This is a genomic window from Pseudomonas synxantha BG33R (assembly GCF_000263715.2).
In the GTDB taxonomy this organism is placed as follows: domain Bacteria; phylum Pseudomonadota; class Gammaproteobacteria; order Pseudomonadales; family Pseudomonadaceae; genus Aquipseudomonas; species Aquipseudomonas synxantha_A.
In genome coordinates, this window is the sequence record NZ_CM001514.1 from 3,165,498 (window position 1) to 3,183,111 (window position 17,614).

General features: G+C 60.2%; 12 protein-coding genes and 2 pseudogenes. 4 read left to right on the forward strand and 10 right to left on the reverse strand.

Going from position 1 to position 17,614, the window contains the following annotated elements; all coding sequences use genetic code 11:
* Positions 1-863 (reverse strand): annotated as a pseudogene (locus PSEBG33_RS28010) (multidrug effflux MFS transporter); the annotation flags it as partial.
* 630 nt (positions 864-1,493) lie between these two features.
* Between PSEBG33_RS28010 and PSEBG33_RS30145 the strand changes: the two are divergent.
* The 3 genes and pseudogenes from PSEBG33_RS30145 to PSEBG33_RS13365 form a co-directional block, all read left to right on the forward strand.
* Positions 1,494-1,778, forward strand: a pseudogene (locus PSEBG33_RS30145) (HAMP domain-containing protein); the annotation flags it as partial.
* Positions 1,779-1,910: 132 nt separating this feature from the next.
* Complete coding sequence (locus PSEBG33_RS30150; RefSeq protein ID WP_420066316.1) at positions 1,911-2,636, forward strand: methyl-accepting chemotaxis protein; 726 nt, start codon at positions 1,911-1,913, stop codon at positions 2,634-2,636.
* Between the two features lie 194 nt (positions 2,637-2,830).
* Positions 2,831-3,265, forward strand: a complete 435-nt coding sequence (locus PSEBG33_RS13365; protein ID WP_005788339.1) for a hypothetical protein — start codon at positions 2,831-2,833, stop codon at positions 3,263-3,265.
* Between the two features lie 370 nt (positions 3,266-3,635).
* Here the strand turns inward: PSEBG33_RS13365 and PSEBG33_RS13360 are convergent, their stop codons facing one another.
* The 8 genes from PSEBG33_RS13360 to PSEBG33_RS13325 all read right to left on the reverse strand — a co-directional run bounded on the left by PSEBG33_RS13360 (position 3,636) and on the right by PSEBG33_RS13325 (position 13,892).
* On the reverse strand, positions 3,636-5,912 hold the full coding sequence (locus tag PSEBG33_RS13360) for a TonB-dependent receptor (RefSeq protein WP_087945247.1): 2,277 nt from the start codon (positions 5,910-5,912) through the stop codon (positions 3,636-3,638).
* A 148-nt stretch (positions 5,913-6,060) separates the two neighbouring features.
* Entirely contained in the window at positions 6,061-7,044 is a 984-nt protein-coding gene (locus tag PSEBG33_RS13355) for a siderophore ABC transporter substrate-binding protein (protein ID WP_032803542.1), read from the reverse strand.
* A complete protein-coding gene (locus PSEBG33_RS13350; protein ID WP_005788344.1) occupies positions 7,041-7,823 on the reverse strand; it encodes an ABC transporter ATP-binding protein in 783 nt (260 codons plus the stop codon). Before PSEBG33_RS13350 ends, PSEBG33_RS13355 begins: the two co-directional genes overlap by 4 nt.
* Positions 7,820-8,770: an iron chelate uptake ABC transporter family permease subunit gene (locus PSEBG33_RS13345; RefSeq protein WP_005788345.1), complete on the reverse strand. Its 951-nt coding sequence runs from the start codon at positions 8,768-8,770 to the stop codon at positions 7,820-7,822. The genes PSEBG33_RS13350 and PSEBG33_RS13345 overlap by 4 nt, the downstream gene beginning before the upstream one ends.
* On the reverse strand, positions 8,767-9,711 hold the full coding sequence (locus PSEBG33_RS13340; RefSeq protein ID WP_005788347.1) for an ABC transporter permease: 945 nt from the start codon (positions 9,709-9,711) through the stop codon (positions 8,767-8,769). The genes PSEBG33_RS13345 and PSEBG33_RS13340 overlap by 4 nt, the downstream gene beginning before the upstream one ends.
* Complete coding sequence (locus tag PSEBG33_RS13335; RefSeq protein ID WP_005788349.1) at positions 9,708-11,465, reverse strand: ABC transporter ATP-binding protein; 1,758 nt, start codon at positions 11,463-11,465, stop codon at positions 9,708-9,710. The genes PSEBG33_RS13340 and PSEBG33_RS13335 overlap by 4 nt, the downstream gene beginning before the upstream one ends.
* Complete coding sequence (locus PSEBG33_RS13330; protein WP_005788350.1) at positions 11,459-13,237, reverse strand: ABC transporter ATP-binding protein; 1,779 nt, start codon at positions 13,235-13,237, stop codon at positions 11,459-11,461. Before PSEBG33_RS13330 ends, PSEBG33_RS13335 begins: the two co-directional genes overlap by 7 nt.
* A gap of 136 nt (positions 13,238-13,373) precedes the next feature.
* On the reverse strand, positions 13,374-13,892 hold the full coding sequence (locus PSEBG33_RS13325; protein ID WP_005788352.1) for a sigma-70 family RNA polymerase sigma factor: 519 nt from the start codon (positions 13,890-13,892) through the stop codon (positions 13,374-13,376).
* A gap of 229 nt (positions 13,893-14,121) precedes the next feature.
* On the opposite strand from PSEBG33_RS13325, the gene PSEBG33_RS13320 reads away from it, so the two are divergent.
* On the forward strand, positions 14,122-16,233 hold the full coding sequence (locus tag PSEBG33_RS13320) for a condensation domain-containing protein (RefSeq protein WP_005788353.1): 2,112 nt from the start codon (positions 14,122-14,124) through the stop codon (positions 16,231-16,233).
* Between the two features lie 45 nt (positions 16,234-16,278).
* Here PSEBG33_RS13320 and basC read toward each other — a convergent pair whose 3' ends face one another.
* A complete protein-coding gene (basC, locus tag PSEBG33_RS13315) occupies positions 16,279-17,598 on the reverse strand; it encodes a putative histamine N-monooxygenase (RefSeq protein WP_005788355.1) in 1,320 nt (439 codons plus the stop codon).
* Positions 17,599-17,614 lie beyond the last annotated feature (16 nt).

Here is a 17,614-nt window from a genome sequence, read left to right on the forward strand (position 1 = left end):
ATGACCGTGGCTACTGCGACCACCGACCACGAATACGCGGCGCCAGCCAAACCGTGCGCTCAGGCGTGCGGTCAGTTGGCTCATGGCAAAAACGAGGCGGCGTTGAGGGCAAACACAGGCTGAACTGCGTCGGTGTCAGGCCGAAATATTCGATGTATACAAGGGCGCGCTGCCGNTAAATACAAGAAGGTCGCAAGACCAAACCCGCACACCACCGATAACCCGGTGAATACCGGGTCGCGCAACAGCGCTCCATAACTGCCGAATGCATTGCCCAGGGTCTTGCCCAAACGGCGTTCGGCCGGGTGGGTTTCCGGTAGTTGCACGATGGTCATGACCAGGCACAGCACGGCGACCACCGCCAGCACAGCAAATACTTCGCGCCAACTCCAGATCGAAATCACCAGGCTGCCGGCCAGCGGCGCGAGGATTGGCGAAACACTCATCACCAGCATCAGCAAAGCCATCAGGCGCGCTGCCTCATGGCCGGTGTACAGGTCGCGCACGATCGCCCGCGGGATCACCATCCCCGCACAGGCACCGAACGCCTGTATGGCACGAAATCCAATCAATACTTCGATGGTCGGCGCCAATGCGCAGCCGATACTGCCAACGGCAAAGATCACCAAACCCGCATAAATCGGCAGTTTGCGCCCGAACACATCGCTGATCGGCCCGTAGAACAACTGGCACACACCAATGACCATGAAAAACACGGTGAGGCTCATCTGCACCGCCGCCGGTGAGGCCCCAAGGCTTGCGCCCAGGGTTGGCAGCGCGGGCAGGTAGATGTCGATGGCAAACGGGCCGACGGCGGTGATCAAGCCCAGCAGCAGGGCGAGATGGGCGATACTTCGAGACATTTGGCAGGTCCGGCTGGAGCAAAGGACGGCCAGCTTAAGTGAAACGCGCAGATCCGCAAACTTAGGCTTCACTAACAAGGAGTTGTTGCCGATACAGCTAACAGTGAGCACTTGAACGGTTGGATTCCCAACCGATGGTCCTGGCACGGGGATACCAGCATGACGATCAAATTACGCTTGATGCTGTTGATTGGGACCGGATTGCTCACCGCCTTGATCATGAGCCTGGCCAGCTATTTGGGAAATACCCGGATGGGCGATGCGGTACAGGAAAATGACGTCAGCATGACCGTGCTGCGCAATCACATGGAAGCCGACATGATGCACGACGCCCTGCGTGCCGACGTGCTGTCGGCCATGTTGGTGGGGCTAGGCAAAAGCACCAGCACACCGGCCCAGGTCAACAGCTCGCTCAAGGAACATGCCGAACACTTTCGCCAGGTGCTGGCGGACAACTTCAAGCAGCCGTTGGACGATGCAATCAAGGCGAGCCTGGAAAACATCAAGCCCAGCCTGGATACCTATATCAGCGCCGGTGAGCGTATCGTCGCGCTGGCCCTGGACAACCCCGAAGCCGCCCGTGGGGAGCTGGAGACCTTCAATGCCGCGTTCAGTCGGCTGGAAGGTCAAATGGCGGCCTTGAGCGAACTGATCGAAAACAAGACTCAACTGACCAGTATCGGTACCCGACAAACCATCAGCCACGCCAATTGGACCCTGGCCGTGGTACTGATCGCCAGCCTGTTACTGCTGCTGGCACAAGGGCGCTGGGTGATCCTGAGCATCATGGGGCCACTGCGTACCGCCAGCCGCATTGCCGACAGCATTGCCCATGGCAACTTGAGCGAACCGATTATCGAGCCCAGAAATCACGATGAAGCCAGTGCGCTGATTCGCAGCCTGGCCACCATGCAGCGGGATTTGCGCGGCATGATTGAAGTGGTTCGCAGCAACGCCCACGGCGTCAATGGCATGAGCGAACAACTGAGCCAGGGTTGCCATGAAGTCGCAGGCAGCAGTCAACAGCAAAGCGCCGCCGCCAGCACCATGGCCGCCGCCGCCAGCGAAATGACTGCCAGCATCGAGGAAATCACTCGCCACGCCCAACGCGCTCTCGACATGGCTAACCAGGCAGAAACCCTGGCCAAGGACGGCGGCCGCGTCATTCACCAGGTTGTCAGCGACATGGATGGCATTGCCCGTTCAGCGCAGCAATCGGCCCAAGTGATCCGCACACTGGACAAGGAGTCCGAGGCGATCTACAGCATTATTCAAGTGATCAAAGGCATCGCCGACCAGACCAACCTGCTGGCCCTGAACGCCGCCATCGAAGCCGCCCGTGCAGGTGAGCAGGGCCGCGGCTTTGCAGTCGTCGCCGATGAAGTACGCAGCCTGGCCGGACGCACCAGCGCATCCACGCAGGAGATCGCCAGCATGGTCGGGCGCATCCAGCAGAACACCCGGGAAGCGGTGACCAGCATGGAGGAGGGCGTTGCTCAAGTGGACAAGGGCATGGCCGTTACCGCCGAAGTGGAACGCGCCATTCGCGAGATCCTTCAGGCCACACTCAGCACCACCGAATTGGTCAACGATATTTCCCGCACCATCAGCGAGCAAAGCCTGGCCAGCAATGAAATTGCTCACCAGGTGGAGATGATTGCTGGTATGTCGCAAAACAACAGCCGCGTGATTGGAGACACGGCGTCGACGACGGATGAATTGTCGAGTCTGGCGGGGAAGCTTTCGCAGTCGGTGGATCGGTTCAGGTTGTGAATCGATCTATCTAGTTATAACTCAACTAAATAGTCATTTAGTTTAGTTATATACATTGGTTATATTGTGAGGGCAGAGCCAGCTCATCTTTCACGCTAGTGTGGGTACATGCACGATACTTCACATTTGAGCATCATAAAGGGACGGTCTATATGCGGGGAAGGCTTACGTCAGGTCTATGGGTGGCATGTTTCGTGATCAGTGCCCCGGCGCTGGCGGATGAACTGCCGCGTAGCGAGCAGATAAAAGCTTTCCGCGCTGCAGGATTTAACCAAGAGACGTCGGAGTGCGAAATCGAGACAACAGGTAACTACACGCCGGCAACCATGGAGTTGATTGAGGACCTGAACGGTGACGGTCGGCCGGATGCGTTGATTACCGAAGGCAGCACTGACTGTTATGGGCAAGCGGGTACTGGATTTTATCTAGTCAGCCAGCAGCCTGACGGTCACTGGAAGCTCATGCTCAAAGAAAGCGGCGTCGCGGAGTTTCTCGCTAGCAAAGGCAGTAATGGTTGGCCTGATGTCGAGGTCGGCGGCCCGGGCTCTTGTTTTCCAGTAATGCGTTATGACGGCCAACGTTATCGATTTCACCACAGCGTGGGTGAACAGTGTGCCGACTTGCCGTAAATGCCCGGTGGCCCAAGGGTCAAACGGAGGCAGGTCAGCGAGATGGCTGCTTTTTAAATCTGGCGAGCTGTGGTCTAAGTCGCTTCGTGAAATGCGCCGAACAGAGGCCCTGAAGGATAGTTCATTTGTTCGCATAATGTATATTATGTTAAACGACAGGCTATGTCATAAATGTTCATGAGCTGCCTAAGTGACTGATTCGACAAAACCGCTTCTGCTGCCCTCTCTCAACGGGCCATGCACTTCGTGTTCATGGCGAGTCCTACTCGTGTTGGCTATCTGAAGGCTCAATTATCGCGGGAATTTTTTGCAGCGTTGAAACAAGCCAGCGTGGATGCGTCCCAGGACGCCTCCACGCTTGGCTTGAGGGTTAAAAGTCCACCGAGGCCGACAGTTGCAGCGTACGTGGCGTACCCAGGCCACCGGACAATCCGCTGCCGTCGCCACCGTTGTACGAACCGATCCAATAAGCACGGTTGGCCACGTTCTCGACATTGGCGCGCAAGGTCACTGGCTTGGACATGACTTTGGTGGTGTAGCGGCCGCCCACATCAAACACGGTGTAGGACGGCAGTTCCATACGATGGTCGTCGGTAACGTAGCGGCTGCCAACGTAGTTGGTGTTGGCGGTCAGGGTCAGCCCCGGCACCATCTCAAGGTCGTATTCGGCGCCCAGTTTGGCGATGATCTTCGGTACGCCGGTCACTTGGTTGCCTTCGTTGGATGTGACCAACGCCTTGGTCAGTTCAGCCTGAGTATAGGACGCGCCGCCCATCAGGCGCAGGCCGGGTTGGACTTCACCGAAGAAACTCCATTCCACGCCACGGTTACGCTGCTCGCCGTTGGTGGCGTAAATATTGGTGATGGGGTCGGTGTAGGCGCTGGGTTTTTCAATCTGGAACACGGCCAGCGTCGTGGCGAAGGTGCCCAGGTCGAACTTGGCGCCGACCTCATACTGCTTGGTCTGGTAAGGGCTGAGGATTTCACCCGAGTTGGCGGCGCTGGTGGGTGCCGTGCCCCCTTGGGACAAACCTTCGATGTAGTTGGCATAGAGCGAAACATCATCGGTGACCTTGACCAGCAACGCTGTCGCCGGCGACACCTTGCTGTCGCTGTAGCGGGACGTCTTGACCCGGGCCGGCGTCAGGCTGGCGCTTTCCACGGTCTGGTTGCGCCAGCCCACGGTCCATTGCACGCGGCCATCGAGGAACGACAGAGTGTCGAGGAACGCAAAGCTTCTCAGCTTGGCTTCGCTGCGGGAGGTGACGGCGCCGTATTTGCCCAGAGGCGGTGTTGCACCGAAGTCGAGGTTGTCGTAGTTGGTGACTACATAGTTGGGGATCATCAAATCCTTGAAGCTCATCTCCGATTTGTACTGGGTGGCTGCCACAGACCAGGCGTGGCCTACCGGGCCGGTGTCGAAAGTGCCCTTGAGGCCGGCTTCACCGGACTTCTGCGTGCCCTGCCCGTCCGAGCGATAAGCCAGCACGTCGATGTCTCCGGCGTTGTTGATCAACGTGTCACGGGTCATCAGGGCATTGCGGCCACCGTCGCGCTGGCCATAGGCGGCAAAGGCGGTGAGCGAGTCATTCAGGTCGACCTCGCCACGGATCAACACGGTTTCGGTGTCGTTGATGGTGTAGGCCCAGTCGGGCGCCAGGGAGTTATCGCCCTTCTTCGGGCTGGGCACTTTATTGACCGTTGGCGAGATGCCGAAAATACCGAAATAGTTGGCGCCATCCAGGCGCTCACGCTGCTTGTAAGCGTCCAGGGACAGGCGTACGCGCTCAGTGCGCCAGTCCAGGCCCAGGGCGTTGAGTTGCATCTTTTGCTGCTGGTCGTCCACGTTGGTGTCGCCATCGCGGTACACGCCGTTGTAGCGGATACCGAACTGGTTCTGCTCGCCGAAGCGCCGGCCCACGTCAGCGTGGGCGCCATACAGCCCGTTGGATTCGTAACTGGTGGTGAGGCGCGTCAGCGGCTCGTCGGCGGCGCGCTTGGGCACCATGTTGATGCTGCCGGCGACGCTGCCATCGGGCGGCATGCCGTTGAGCAGCGCAGACGGGCCCTTGAGCACTTCGATACGCTCGGCCAGTTCGGTCGAGCCGCGCAGGTTCGGCGCCATGCCGGCAAGGCCGTTGAAGGTGATGTCGTTGGCGCTGGTGTTGAAGCCGCGGATGAAGAAGGTTTCGAGGATGGCCCGCTTGGACGGCACGTTGACCGACGGGTCAGTGGCGCCGATTACCGAGCCGATGTCCTTGGCCTGGTGGTTGCGCACGAATTCATCGGTATAGCTGATGGCGTTGAACGGTGTTTCCATGAAGTCCTTGTTGCCCAGCAGCCCGATACGACCGCCCGTGGCGACCTGCCCACCCGCGTACGCAGGTGGCAGGTCGTCGGTGGCGAGCCGCTCGCCGTCGATGATGGTTTCCGACAGCACCAGGCTGTTCTTTTCCGCTTCGGCCCGGACCTGGGTGGCCGGCTCCGGTTCAGGCGCCGCCGACACTGCCGGCGAGCCGCCGCTCAACCCGAGCAGCAAGGCCATCTGCACGGCGCAGAACGTACGGTTCAAGGTAAACGGGAAAGTACGCGGTGTAGCCTGGAATAAATCAGGGTGGGCGCGAGTTGGGCGGCCGTGTTCCGACATGCTGGATTCCTTTCGATGCGAAGTATTGAAGTGCATTCACTAGGTTTCCGTACCAGAACTACAAACCCTCAATCTAAATGATAAATATTCCCAAAAAAAGCCGCGACCTGAATGGCAGCGGCTTTGGGTACCACGACGCGTGTCTGGATCAGCCTTTGTAGCCTTCGACCACCTCGTCCGCCATGCGGTTAAGGCAGGTCACACTGGCCGTGCACAGGTACCAGGTCTGGGCGTCGACGAAGACCACCCGGCCGTTGTTCCATGCCTTTGTCTTGCGCAGCAGTGGGTTGTCGAGGCTCTTGAGGTCAAGGGCCGGGCGGTGCTCCATCACTGCCGTGCGGTCGATGATGTACAGAATGTCCGGGTCGGCCTGCTGAATGAACTCATTGGAAATCGGCTGACCATGCAAGCCGGCCTCGATGTCGGTGCTGGCCGGTTTAACGCCCAGAGTGTCGAACACAAAACCGTAGCGCGATTTCACGCCGTAGGAGGTGAAGGCACCATTGTTATGCAGCACGATCAAGGCCTTCTCGGGGCGACCGGCAGTGACTTGGCGGGTCTGCGCGACCTTGGCATCCATTTGCGCCACTTTCTGGCGGGCGAGTTCCGGCTTGTCGAGGATACGTCCCAGCAGGGTCAAATGGGCCTTGGCGGTCTCGATGAGATTGCCTTTTTTGTTGGTCAGGTCCATGTCGTCGTACACGGTTGGAGCGATCTGGCTGAGTTCCTTATAGCTCTGGGCCTGAAGCGGAGAGATCAGGATCAGGTCGGGCTTGAGCGCATGCAGGCGTTCCAGGTTGGGCTGGATGGTCGAGCCCACATCCGCGACATTCGTGTCGTCACGGTAGTGAGTGAGGAAGCTGGTAACGTAGTCCTTGGCGATACCGACCACAGGGGCACCGAGTTGATCCAGGGTGTCGAGCTCGCTCATGTCGAAGGCCACTACACGCTGGGGCAACTGAGTGACCACGGTGGTGCCCAGCGGATGCTCGATGGTGATCGGCGCGTAGGCCGCCTGCGCCACGACTGGGGCCTTGGCCTCTGGCGCCGGTTTGTCACACCCCTGCAGCCCCGCCGCCACGGCCATCGTCAGCAGTAGCGCGTGCATTCTGTTCGTGCGATCAGTGCTCATGTCAGTTCCCTTGAAGGTGATGGGTTGAAGTAGTTGCAAACGAAGCCTTGTTGGCTGTGCAGAATCTCGAAATCCAGGTCGAACAGTTCGCGCAGGTTGGCCTCAGTCACTACCTGGTCGACTGGGCCGTGACGATGGATGGCGCCGCCTTTCATCGCCACGATATGGTCGGAATAATTGGCCGCGAAGTTGATGTCATGCACCACCAGGATCACCGTGCGACCTTGCTCATCACACAAGCGGCGCAAGGCGCGCATGATTTGAACACCGTGCTTCATGTCGAGATTATTGAGCGGCTCATCCAGCAACAGATAATCGGTTTGCTGAGCGATCGTCATTGCCAGGAACGCCATCTGCCGCTGCCCGCCGCTGAGCTCGTCGATGTAACAAAGGCGCAGCGGTTGCAGTGAAAGGAAGTCGATGGCCTCGTCGATCACCACCCGGTCCTGGGCGGTGAGCGCGCCTCGGCTGTAGGGGAAACGCCCGAAGGCCACCAGCTCTTCGACGGTGAGGCGCAGGTTGAAATCCGGCGACTGACGCAAGGTGGCGACGCGCTTGGCGTAGTCGCGTGCCGGTACGTCGGCGATGCTGCGCCCGCCCATCAGTACATCGCCACGGGTAGGCGTCAACAGACGGGCGATCAACATCAACAAGGTGGATTTGCCCGCCCCGTTGGGGCCGATCAATGAGGTCACCTGCCCCGGTGGGAACTGCACACTGACGTCACTCAGCACATGCTTGGCGCCATAGGCTTTGTAGACGTGTTGGAGAGAGATCATGCCGTGCCTCGGGTTCGGATCATCAGCGCGAGGAAATACACACCGCACAGCAGGTTGATGAGAATGCTCACGGAGGTGTTGTAGTTGAACCATTGCTCCACCAGATACTGAGCGATGATGAAAATGCCAATAGCAATCGCACAGCCCAGAGGCAAGGTGACCCTGTGCCGCGTGGTGCGGGCCAAGGCATAGGCGATGTTGGCGACGAACACGCCCATGAACGCGGTCGGCCCCACTAGGCTGGTGGACACCGCTACCAGAACGGCGATCAGTGCCAGTTGCAGGCGCACGCTGCGTGGGTAGTCGACCCCCAGGGAAATCGCCTGGTCACGTCCCAGGGCCAACACATCGAGCACCGGCAACGTGCGCTGGGCGATGAAACACACCACCGCCACCAATACTCCCGAATAGATCACCTGCCCCGTTTGCGCCTTGTTGAAGGAGGCGTAGTTGAATCCCTGGAAAATCGAGAACTCCCCGGGGCTGATCTTCAACTGGATGAATTGGGTGAAGGTGCCCATCACCATGCTCAACACCAACCCCAGCAGCAACAGCAGGTACACGTTGTGACTGCCGTCGCGCAACAGCCACCGATGGAGGAGCCACGAATAGCCGAGCATCAACAGCACCGATAACAGCACGTTGCCGTCACGCCCCAGCAGCACCAGGCTCTGGGTACCCAGCACCAGAATCAGCAACGCCTGGAACAACAGATAGATTGCCTCATAGCCCATGATGGCCGGCGTGAGGATGCGGTTGCCGGCGATGGTCTGGAAAATCACCGACGAATACGCAATGCACACGCCGGCAATGCCCATTGCGGCCAGGCGGGTAAGCCGCTTGGGAATGATGTAATCGAAATCCAGGCCTGAGCCCAGCAACAGGAACCCAAGGGCCAGCAATAACACCAGCAGCCAGGGGCCATAACGGGTAGCCAGGTGTTTCATGCGTACTTCCGGATCAGCAGCACCAGGAACACCACACCGCCAATGCAGCCGGCAGTCAGGCCGATCGGCACTTCGAAGGGGTAGATCAGCAGGCGGCCGAGGATGTCGCAGGCCAACAGCAACGAGGCACCGCACAGGGCGACGATGGGCAGCGTGCGCTCCAGGTTTTCACCGTAGTGCAGGGCAACCAGATTGGGAATCACCAGCCCGACGAAGGGGATCGCGCCCACGGTAATCACCGTGGCGGAGACGGTAACGGCCACCAACATCAAGCCCAGCGCCGCGTTGGCGGCGTAGTTCAGGCCCAGGCTGCTGGCCATGCCCTCCCCCATGCCCAGTACGGTGAAACGATGGGCATACAGGTAGGTCAGCACGACAATGGGCAGGATCAGGTAGATGATCTCGTAATTGCCCTGCACGATCTTCGAGAAATCGCCGAGCATCCAACCCTGCATGCTCTGCAGGATGTTGTGACGGTAAGCGTAGAACTCGGCGACGGCGCTCAGCACGCTGCCGTACATCAGGCCGATCACCGGCACCATTACGGTGTTCTTGAACTGGATGCGCCGGATGATCGCGACATAGATCAGGCTGGCAGCAAAGCAAAAGGCCAAGGCAAACAGCATTCTACCGGCGGCCCCGGCTCCCGGAGCTACCGTCAGGGAAATCAGGATGCCCAGCTTGGCGGCATCCAGCCCACCGCAAGTACCGGGCTCGACGAAGCGGTTACGCACGATCTGCTGCAGGATCACCCCGCACACGGCCAACCCGACCCCGGTGAGGATCAGCGCGGCCAGGCGTGGCAGCCGGCTCGCGGTGAGGGTCAGCCAGGCGTCGTCGGAAAAGCTCAGCAGCTCGACCCACGACACCTGCTTGACCCCCACCATCAGCGACAGGCCGCACAGCACTACAAACAGGACGACTAACGCTGCACGACTCAAGAACCGCCCTCACCCGCGATACGCCAGCCTTTTGCCGCCCTGCGCTGGGCGAGAAAGTGGGCATACAGCCCAGGCTTGGCGCTCAATTGGGCATGGGAACCTTGTTCGCTGAGCTGGCCTTGATCGAGCACCAGGATCTGATCGGCCATGACCACGGTCGAAAGCTGGTGGGCGATAACGATCAGCGTGCGTTTGCCGCGCAGCCGCGCCAGCGCTTCGGCGATGGCGGCCTGGTTCTCGGCATCAAGGGCCGCGGTGGCTTCGTCGACCAGCAGGATCGGTGCATCCTTGATCAGCGCACGGGCGATGGAGATCCGTTGGCGTTCGCCACCGGACAACCGTGCCCCGCCCTCGCCCACCGGCGTGTCCAGGCCCTGGGGCAGTCGCTCGATGATTTCCAGCACGCCGGCTTGTCGCGCGGCTTCCATCACTTCGGCATCGCCGGCCGCGGGTTTGCCGATACGGATGTTGTCGGCAATGCTGCCCTGGAACAGGTAGGCATCCTGGAAGATCTGGCTGATCTGGCCGGCCAGTTGCTCACCGGACATCTGGCGCACATCCACGCCGCCGATGATCACGCGGCCTTGGGTCACATCGAAGAAGCGTGCGATCAAGCGCACCAATGTGGTCTTGCCCGAGCCGGAAGCACCCACCAGTGCGGTCATGCTGCCCGGTTCGATGCGCAGGCTGACATCGCGCAGCACCTCGGGCTGGCCCTCGGCATAAGCGAAGCTGACATTGCACAGCTCGACGGAGCTATCGACAGGTGCCTCGGGTGCCTGTGGCTGCGGCAGTGGCTTGACTGCAAAAATCTCGCGCACGGCGCCCAACTGGCCACGGGCACCGCGCAGCACTTCGCTGTAACCGGCCACTTCCAGCAGCGGGTCGATGAAGCGGCTGACCAGCAATAGCGTAATCATCACGGCGATGACCGAGCCCACTTCCAGACCGGCGCCCAGCAGGTCGCCCAGCCACAGGGTGGCAGCCACCAGCAGCGCAGCAAAACCGGCCTGCACCGCCCACGCATTGAACACCACTGACATCGCCGATACGTGGATCAGATGCTTCGCAGCCTGCTGCTGGCGAGCGATGGCCTGTTCGAGGAACTGTGTACCGCCGTCCTCGCCATTGAAGGCACGCAGTACCGACTGCGCCTGGGCGAACTCGACCATGCGCTGGCTGGTCAGGGCGGCGTTATGCTGGAAGTCGTGGTCGGCTCGCTGCCCCAACCGTGCAGTCAACACGAACACGCCCAGCAACACCGGCAGGGTCGCCAGGGCAACCAGGCCCATTTGCCAGTGCAGGGTGAACAGCGCGATAAGAATCACCACCGGCGTGACCACACCGGTCAACAGTGGCGTGAACACGTGTGCGGGCAACTGCGCCATTTCCATCATGCCCGAAGTCGCCAGATGGCTGAGCCGCGCCGTGTTTTGCGCGCTGAACCAGCCTACGGGCAACTTCGCCACATGGTCGCCAAGGCGGTGGCGGCCGCGCTGGAGCACGGCGATGCCGACGCGGATACCGGCTTTTTCCACGCTGCGTCGCAGCGCCCAGCACACCACTACACCGATGGCCAGCGCGATCAGCCATTGCGCGGCGGCGTGGGTATCACCACCCAGCAGGTGGGTGAGGATCGGCACCAGCATGACAATCGTCACCCCGCAGAGCAGGCCATAGACCAGGGCCATTGCCAGATAGCGGCGCAATACAGAGGCATCTTCGCCGAGCAGTTGAATAAAGGTTTTCAGCATGACGACACCGCCTGTTCCTTGGCTTTTTCATAACCGCCCAACGCCCACAGCCTGGCGTAGCGACCTTTGCGTGCGAGCAACTCGGCGTGGGTGCCTTGCTCGCAGAGGGTGCCGTTGTCGATCAGGATGATCTGGTCGGCGTGCATCACCGTGTCGAGCCGGTGAGCAATCACCATAAGGGTGCGACCCTGGGCGAATCGCGACAGGGCTTGTTGCAGCTTCACCTCATTTTCGGCATCGGCTGCCGCCGTGGCTTCATCCAGTACCAACACGGGTGGGTCGAGCAACACGGCGCGGGCGATGCTGACGCGCTGCAACTCACCGCCGGAGAGCTGTACATCTTCACCGATCACCGAGTCATAGCCCCGTGGCAGGTCCAGGATGCGTTCGTGGATGTTCGCAATACGCGCGGCGGCCTCGATTTCCTGCTGGCTGGCCGAGGGACGGCCCAGGGCAATGTTGTCGCGCAGGCTGGCGTGAACCAGGCGCACTTCCTGCAACACGAAACCGATGCGCCGGTACAACTGGGTGCTCTCGATATGGCGCAGGTCGACGCCACCCAAGGTGATACGCCCTTCGGTCGGGTCGAAAAAACGCAGCAGCAGGCGGGCCAGGGTCGACTTGCCGGAACCTGATGCGCCGACAATGGCGGTCACCGTGCCTGGCTTGAGGGTGAAGCTAAGGTCCTGGAGCACCGGGGATTGGTCGTTATAGTGGTAGCTCAGGTGTTCGACGCGAATTTCAGCGTTTGCAGGCAATTGTGCTGAGGTGCCTGGCAGGGTTTCGAGCACAGGGGTTTCCAGCAGGGTTTGCACGCGCTGGGCAGCGGCGGTCGCGTTGTTCAGGTCGTGAGTGATATAGCTCAGCAGCAACAGCGGCGCGCAGATGCCCGGGGCGACCAGGGCAAACGGCAGGATGTCTACCGGAGCCAGCCAGCCCTGGCTCACCCCCAGCGTACCGAAGGCCAGCACCACGCCGAGTACCGCTACGGGCGTGATCATGGCGTGGGCGTTGGCCATCGCGCTGACCAGTGGCCGGGTAAAGTCGGTAAACGCAGCAGCAAAGTCATCCACGGCATCCCGGTAGCTGCCATGGGCCTTGCCCTCGGCGCCAAATGCCTTGACCACGGGAATACCGTTGACAAACTCGACCACGGCATTGTTGATGCGCATCATGCCGGCGCCGAACGCTTGCATGTTAGCCCCACTGGCCTTGGTGGCGCGGGTGAAAAACAGGAAAAACAGCGGGAATGGCAACAGCGAGACAATCGCCATGCGCCAGTCCATGGCAAACAGGTAAAGGACAGCGATGATCACAGCCCCAAGCGTACGGCCGAGGGTGGTGAAAAAGTGCGCCGTCAAGCTGTGCAAGGTGCCGATGTCATCCTGCATCGCCTGCTTGACCTCACCCGAAGCACGACTGGTGAACCAACCCAGCGGCACCCTGGCCAACCGACGGGTGATGGCCTGGCGCAGGTGGCCCGTGATGTGGTTGTCGGCCAGGTGCGCGACCATCTCCCCCAGCGAAATCAAGGTCATGCCGAGGAACAGGCAAGCCAGACTGACACCGACCACTTGCCAGACTGGGCCTTGCAACTGGACCCAACTGGCTGCGTCACTCATGGCCAGTTGAGCAATATGGGCAATGCCAGCCAGGGGCACCATGGTCAGCATGGTTCCAAGGGCGGCCAGTACCGCGGCAAGTATCAGACGCCCGCGAATGGGGCGTAATACCTGGGATACCGAACCGACGGGTGTGTCTTTAACGCTCATGAGCTCTCCTGAATAACCACTGCCGGCCACCGTGTGGCGTACCTGGCGTCCTTTGCGTTCGAGCGTTTTGCACGGTGCATACCGTGTATTCCGAACGACACGGCGAAAACCTCAACGGCGCTGCGGATTTAATTGTTCACAGCCCGGCCGCCGATGCGAAGGGATGGCACGCCCGCAGGCCCGCCGCGATGTATTTTTCGACAGAAGACACCGACACTTTCAATTCCGCGGCGATGTCCCGATGGCCCATGCCATGCAGCTTGCACAGCAACAGTGCTTCGCGGGCCTTGGGCGGTTTGGCATGCAGCGCGTCATCGATTTGCACCAGCGCCTCGGTGGCCAGCGCCCGCACCTCTTCCGACGGCACCAGCGGTTCGGCCTGCTGCATCAAGGATTCGAGGTGGCAGGCTTCGCGGTGACGGCGACGATACAGGTCAATCACCATGCCTTTGGCGATCTGGGACAAGTGGCAGCGCGAGTCTTCAATCGAAGGCACGCGGCCCTTCTTGATGAGGTTGAGATAGATATCGTGGGCCAGATCCGCAGCATCCACCGAATTGCCCAGCTTGCGCCGCAGCAACCTGCACAACCAGCGGTGATGGTCGACATACAGCTTTTCGAATTGCTGCTTGGACGCAAACGCTCCGTTGTTCACAACACCTCTCCTGAGACGAATCCACCCGCGATCAGCTTTTGACTAATGCGAATATGTATGATTATTATTTGTGATCATACGGTGTTCATAAAGCCCCTGCAACGCAGCCGGATTGCACGTCCTCTGACGCCCGGGTTCCCAGGCGTTACACCAGACCGAGGATGGGTCTGTCGGCACTTGGTGCCATCTCTACTTCTTACTGTTCAGTCTGATAAGGCGGGAAACTTCCATGATGGAACTCACTCCAGATACGTTTTCGAAACGGTCTGCCACCGATTACGAAGCGCATATTTGGCTCTTGCAGCAGCAATATCCCGAGCGCATTCTCAAGCACTTGAGTGCCTGGAAACTCGACGCGGATGTCGACCCCGCAAGGCTGGAGTCAGCACTCCAGGCGGTGATCGAATCAATCCCCGAGCTGAATGCCCGCTATCAGTTCAACGATGACGGCGAAGTCGACAAGGTCCAGGCGCGCGACTGGCAAGCGTGCATCGAGCGCATTCAGGTAACCGGTGACGCCAGTCACTACCTGCTCCCCGAACAAGCCGCGCCGTGGGACGCTGAGCACCAGCCGCCGTTCAAGGCGCTGATCATGCAAACGCCGGAGGCGCCCATCCTCGCACTGGTCCTTCACCCGATTCTTGACCAGACCTGCCAGGCGAACGACCTGTACCGCAAGATCATGCACACAGTTGATACGCCACTGCCTTGGCTGCACCGCCAGGCGGACATCGGCGAGAACGCCGCCCAAACCGAAACACCTGACGTTGCAGCCATCATCCTCGCCGAGTTCCGCGAAGCCCTGGCGGAACCGGGCATGTTGGCGACAGATGACTTCTTCGACTTTGGCGGCCACTCGCTGCTGGCCACCCGCATCATCGGCAAGCTGTTGAGCAGCCACAGCATCGAAGTCCAGTTCAATGATTTCTTCAGCGCCCCCTCGGCAACCGCCTTGGCGGCGCGCGCCCAGGTCATCGCGAGAGACGCTGCGCCAACGACCGCCACCGGCTCGCCGCAAGACGTACAAAAAGCACCGTTTGCACTGGCCCAGGCATCCCTGGGACGCGCTTACGCCGCCTTCGAATTCGGTACGATCTTCAACCTGCCGTTTGCCGTGGAGTTTCTCGACACGGTGGACGAAGTGCTGTTCGAGCAGGCATTCCATGACCTGCTTGAGCGCCATGCCAGCCTGCGTAGCACCTTCCACTTCGAGAGTGACGAGGCATACCAGCAAATCGTGCCGACCTCGCAGCTATCGCAGTTCAAGTGGTTCTGGCCGAGCCGCGAAAGCCAGGGCGTCACCCTGCAAAGTGAAGCCACCTATCAGTTCGATCTGACCCGCGAGTTACCCCTGCGGGTGCGCTTCATTCAGGGCTCGCAACATCAACGCCAAACCTTGTCGCTGCTCGTCCACCATATGGCCATCGATGAATGGTCGCTCAACGTGATGATGGAAGAACTGGCCCAGGCTTACCTGGCCCGTGCAGCCGACAAAGCGCCCGTCTGGAAAAGCCCGGCACCGTCCTTCCATGAGTTCGCCGTGCGCCAGCAAGCCGCCGGGATCAACCGGAAGCACCTCGACTACTGGACCAGTATGCTGCGCGACGCCACCCGTGGCCTGACGCTGCCCTCCTCCGAGGCACAGCCCGCACAGGTTTCGACCAAGGCCCAGTGGTTTGAGATCAAGCCCACCCAGGGCACGACCGACCACCTGTACGCCTTCGCCCGCCAGAACAACGCGTCACTGTTCGGCGTGGTTTATTCGGCAATCGTGCTTTCCCTGTACAAGCTCGGCGATTTGAAAGACCTGGTAGTGGGCACGTCGGCTTCCGGTCGCACAGACCCCGCGTATTACGACACGGTCGGCTACTTCACCACCATGGTCGCGCACCGCGTGCAATTCGATGCTCGGCAAGCCGTCGGCGCCATGATTGAAAGCGTCAGTCGCTTGATCAACGACTCGATGGCCTACGCCGATGTGCCGATGGAGCAGATTCAACAGGCCCTGGGCATGACGCCGGCGGATGGACTGCTGTTCGACGTGTACATCCAGATTCACGCCAACAACGCCTTGAACGGCGCCCTGAGCACACCGGACAACGGCGCAATCCGCTACCGCCAGATTGACCCGGACAAGAACCAGTCGATGTTCGGTATTCAGTTCGAGATCATGGAAAACACACTCGACGGCAAGCGCGCATTGCGCCTGGTGATCACCTACCGTTCGGATCGTTACAGTGCAGAACAGATGGCTCGCATGAGCGCCACGATTGAGCAGATGTTCGCGCTGTTTGCGACACCTGGCGCCGATGGCATCACCCTGGACCACATCCGCGTCTGACCTTCAACAGGGCCTTGGTAACACCAAGGCCCTGCCTTTCACGCACTAAACCTCATGCATGCCATAACGCTGGAACGACGAACGTTTGGGCAGGCGGTAGTGCGGGCGGCCGAGCAGTTGATTGGCAATGCTCGCATTACGAATCGCGGCAATGCCCAGGTCCGGCGAGCCCACGCCATGCTGGAAGATCTCGGCGTTCTGCACAAAGATACGCCCTGCCCCGTCATCACAGCGACGTGCAGTGAAGTCATCCTCCACAAGGCAGTCACCGTGCTCATCGGTTTCCAGCACTGTCCCCTTGAGCCGCTCAAACCACTGCGGCCAGGCATGCCCGTAGCCCGTGGCGGCCACAATCGCGTCCGCCTCCAGGCTGCCGGTCTGGTCCAGCTCACGATGCCGATAGGCAATACGCAGCGTACCGGCGACATCCTCGACCGTCTCGACCTCACAGTTGGACATCAAGGTCAGGCCAGGATCATTGCCGCCGATGGAGCGCTCATAGATCAAGTCGTAGATAGCGGCGATAGTGGAAAAACTGATGCCCTTGTACAACAACCCCTGCTTGGCCACGACCTCACGACGGCGCTCACGCGGGAGGCTGTGGAAGTACTCCATATAGGACGGCGTAAAGCACTCCTGCCCCAGCTTGGAGTATTCCATGGGGTGGAAACCGGCTGAACGGGTGATCCAGCGGATCGAGGCGCCCGCGGCAATCCGCTCGGGGGTCAGCTCATTGAATAACGCGAGCACGCACTCGGCGGCGCTCTGGCCGGAGCCAATCACGGTGACACGCCGACATTCCGACAACTGCGCCTGGCGCTTGCCAAACTCCGCCGAATGCATGATGGGCGCCGTGCTTTTTACCTGAGTCCATTGCGGCAATATCGGCGTAGTGCCGATGCCTACCGCCAGGTTTCGACTGGAATAGTAGCGTTTGAAGCCCGACACGGACTGGCTTTCAATCAGGAACTTTTCGGCGCCCGCGTCGTAAGTCACATCACAGATATCCTCGCCGAAATGGCACGTCGGCAACTGCAGCGAAGCCCAACGACAATAGTGATCGTACTCGCGGCGCGGCACCTGGAAGTTCTCGTAGTAATAGAACTGATACAGGCGATCGTGCTGGTGCAGGTAATTCAGATAGCTCAGTTCGTGGGTCGGGTCGGCCATCGTCACCAGGTCCGCCAGAAACGGCACCTGCAACGTGGTGCCCGGTAAGAGCAACCCTTCATGCCAACGAAATTCGGCTTTGCGATCCAGGAAAAGACTGGTCACGCCGGAATGTTTGGACAATAAAGCGGCCAACCCGAGGTTAAAGGGCCCGATGCCAACACCGGCGATATCTACAGTGGGTAAATCCGTCATCCAATCTGTCTCCCTG

Excerpts from the sequence above, each read along its gene's own strand:
- PSEBG33_RS30150 (WP_420066316.1), top strand. The coding sequence starts at position 1,911 with ATGGCCGCCGCCGCCAGCGAAATGACTGCCAGCATCGAGGAAATCACT.
- PSEBG33_RS13360 (WP_087945247.1), bottom strand. The coding sequence starts at position 5,912 with ATGTCGGAACACGGCCGCCCAACTCGCGCCCACCCTGATTTATTCCAG.
- PSEBG33_RS13355 (WP_032803542.1), bottom strand. The coding sequence starts at position 7,044 with ATGAGCACTGATCGCACGAACAGAATGCACGCGCTACTGCTGACGATG.
- PSEBG33_RS13350 (WP_005788344.1), bottom strand. The coding sequence starts at position 7,823 with ATGATCTCTCTCCAACACGTCTACAAAGCCTATGGCGCCAAGCATGTG.
- PSEBG33_RS13345 (WP_005788345.1), bottom strand. The coding sequence starts at position 8,770 with ATGAAACACCTGGCTACCCGTTATGGCCCCTGGCTGCTGGTGTTATTG.
- PSEBG33_RS13335 (WP_005788349.1), bottom strand. The coding sequence starts at position 11,465 with ATGCTGAAAACCTTTATTCAACTGCTCGGCGAAGATGCCTCTGTATTG.
- PSEBG33_RS13330 (WP_005788350.1), bottom strand. The coding sequence starts at position 13,237 with ATGAGCGTTAAAGACACACCCGTCGGTTCGGTATCCCAGGTATTACGC.
- PSEBG33_RS13320 (WP_005788353.1), top strand. The coding sequence starts at position 14,122 with ATGATGGAACTCACTCCAGATACGTTTTCGAAACGGTCTGCCACCGAT.
- basC (WP_005788355.1), bottom strand. The coding sequence starts at position 17,598 with ATGACGGATTTACCCACTGTAGATATCGCCGGTGTTGGCATCGGGCCC.